This is a genomic window from Microbacterium sp. Bi128, assembly GCF_918698205.1.
Genome location: NZ_CAKKMM010000604.1, coordinates 1 through 2,927, shown reverse-complemented (window position 1 = coordinate 2,927; position 2,927 = coordinate 1). Strand labels below are relative to the sequence as shown.

The 2,927-nt window shown below is 72.9% G+C and carries 3 protein-coding genes; all 3 read right to left on the bottom strand.

The genetic code is table 11. The features are described from left to right. The coding region (locus LQV45_RS23610; RefSeq protein WP_230009075.1) for a serine/threonine-protein kinase at positions 1–1,300 on the bottom strand (1,300 nt) is incomplete at its 3' end. Between the two features lie 40 nt (positions 1,301–1,340). Beyond that, positions 1,341–1,877: a hypothetical protein gene (locus LQV45_RS23605; RefSeq protein WP_230009074.1), complete on the bottom strand. Its 537-nt coding sequence runs from the start codon at positions 1,875–1,877 to the stop codon at positions 1,341–1,343. A 318-nt stretch (positions 1,878–2,195) separates the two neighbouring features. Continuing rightward, entirely contained in the window at positions 2,196–2,789 is a 594-nt protein-coding gene (gene recR / locus LQV45_RS23600; protein ID WP_138178246.1) for a recombination mediator RecR, read from the bottom strand. Between the last annotated feature and the right edge of the window lie 138 nt (positions 2,790–2,927).

The following is a 2,927-nucleotide window of genomic DNA, read 5'->3' as shown; positions in this document are numbered from 1 at the left end:
CGGCGGAGATCACCGTGCCCGCCGCGAGCGAGGAGTCCTGGGTGGTCACCGCGCCCGCCACGAGCCCGGCGGCCTGGATCGCCGAGAGGGTCTGCTCGAGCGAACCCAGGTCGGGGACGACCGCGTCGTCGGGGACCGCGGCGGGGGGAACGGGAGTCGTGGGCGAGGCCTCCGGAGTGCTCGACGACGATGCCGTCGCGGTGGGCGCCGCTCCCGGTCCGGGGCGCCCCGCCGTGGCCATGAGGGGAACGGCCACCGCGACGAGCGCGAGGACCGCGATCACGACCGCCGCCGTCGCCCAGCCCGGGCCGTCGCCGCGGGGGCGTGGGGTGTCGACGGCGCCCGTGTCGGCCGCCGGGGCAGGGGCGAGGATCGGGGCGACGCTGGATACCGGGCGCAGCACGCGGGTCGCGTGCTCCGGGGCCGGCGCCGGCGCCGCGGCCTCCAGCGCGCGCCGCATTTCGGCCGCGTCGGCGAAGCGGTCGGCGGGGTCCTTGAGCATCGCCCGCACGAGGACGCGGTCCAGCGCCGGTGACACCCCGCGGGCGCGCACCGAGGCCACGGGCGGCGGCGCCGACAGCTGCGCATGCACCACGGCATCCCGGTCGCCGCCCTCGAACGGTGCCCGTCCGGTGAGGGCGAAGTAGAGGAGACCGCCCACTTGGTAGACGTCGCCGCGGACGCCGACCGGCTCGCCGCGCAACTGCTCGGGCGAGGCGTATTGCGCATTTCCGACCACCCCGGCGGTCGCCGATGCCGAACTGCGCAGGACGTCGTCTCCGCGCGCGTCGCGGCCCGCGGCATCCGCCAAACCGAAGTCGAGCAGGGTCGTGCGCACGGGCTCGGCCCCCTCGAAACGCACGAGGACGTTGGCCGGGGAGACGTCGCGATGGACCAGGCCGACGGCGTGGGCCGCTTCCAGGGCGCTGAGGATCGTCACGCCGATGCCGCGGACGGCCGCGGCACCGAGCGGACCGTGGGCGAGTACGTGCTCGGCGAGCGTCGTTCCCTCCAGCCGTTCTTGGGCGATCCACGCGATCGTGACCGCACCGTCCTGGAAGGTGCCGACATCGACCACCTCGACGATCCCCGGGTGGGACACCGCGGCGGTGCGCCGGGCCTCGACGAGGAAGGCCTCGCGCAGAGCCTCGCTCTCGGACAAGTGCGGATGCAGCAGCTTGATGGCCACCGGGCGATTCAGGAGCGTGTCCGTGGCCGCGAACACCGATGCCGTCCCACCCGAGCCGAGGAGTCCCTCGAGGCGGAACCGGCCGGCGATGAGGCCCGGACCCGTCGTCACGACGATCCCGCGCAGGACAGGACGAGGCTGGGCGCCACGATCACGGGGTGTTCATCACGACGCGGGTGCGTCGCCCGGAAGCGGTGCCGATGCTGACGCCCTGGGCGATCTCGGCCGTGCCGAGGGCGTTGCTGGCGGCCCGGCCGGCAGCTGCGGCCTCGCTCGCCGACTCGTACCAACGCGCCGCGGTGAGCACGGGACGATCGCCGCGGCGGATGACCCATCCGTGTGTCGTCGACTGCGGTCCCCGCACGGCGGTCACCGTCATCTCCTCCACCCGGGCTTGCTCGGCGACCACGGCGTCGAACGCCGCCCGCGGGGATGCGAAGACCCGGGCGCACCGAGCGAGCTCGCGGTTGTTCGTGGCCAGCAGGCGCCACACTCCGAACACGCCGAGCGGGGTGAGGGCGGCCTCGGGAGTGCTCTCGCCGAGGCTGCCGGCGGTCATCGACCACTCGGGCAGGAGGTGGGAACGGAACAGCAACCACGCGCTGAGCCGCGGATCGTGGATCGACCGGAAGGTGTCGAACACGATCCGCGCGCGCCGCACTGTGCGATCGGAGAGCGTCTCGCTCACGGGTACCCCTGTCTGACGGCCGCAGAACTGAAGGGTCGGGCACCCGGACTGCAGTCCGTAGGCAAAAAGTGCCGTGGCGCGGTATCCGTAGGTCCATCGGCGGATGAACACCGGGTACACGGGCGCTCAACGCTCGGGGTTCACCCGCAGATCACCCCTGCGGGCGACGCCTCGCGCCGCGCACCTTCGGACGTCTCACCAGGACGGTGGCGGCGGCGCGGCGCGCAGCGTCGGACTGCCGGGGCTCAGAGCGTGCGGCGTGCCGTCCGGCCGCCGGGGCGCAGAGCGTGCGGCGCGCCGTCCGCCCGCCGCCGCCGTTCAGAGCGTGCGGCGTCCTTCGAACGCGCGGCCGAGGGTGACTTCGTCGGCGTACTCGAGGTCGCCGCCGACGGGAAGACCGGATGCCAGGCGGGTGACGCGGATCTCGAGGGTGTGCAGCAGCCGGCTCAGGTACGTGGCCGTCGCCTCGCCCTCGAGGTTCGGGTTGGTGGCGAGGATGACCTCCTGCACCGTGCCGTCGGCGAGGCGCTGCATGAGCTGCGTGATGCGCAGGTCGTCGGGACCGATGCCGGCGATGGGGCTGATCGCGCCGCCGAGGACGTGGTACAGGCCGCGGAACTCTCGGGTGCGCTCGATCGCGGCGACGTCTTTGGCGTCTTCGACGACGCAGATGAGGGCCTCGTTACGACGCGGGTCGCGGCAGATGGAGCAGCGGTCCTGCTCGGAGACGTTGCCGCAGACCTCGCAGAACTTGACCTTCTCACGGATCTCGCCGAGGAGCGTCGACAGTCGGGAGACGTCGAACGTCGGCGACTGGAGGATGTGGAAGGCGATGCGCTGCGCCGACTTGGGCCCGATGCCGGGCAGCCGACCGAATTCGTCGATGAGGTCTTGGACGATGCCGTCGTACATCAGTTGAACCTCGTCGGGGGCTCGTAGGGCTCGTCACGGACGTAGTTCGCCCCGAGCATCTGCCGTACGACCGCCTCGCCATAGCGCTGCACTCCCCCGCGCAGCGGAGCCATCCGCGGCACGACGACGGGAGGGACG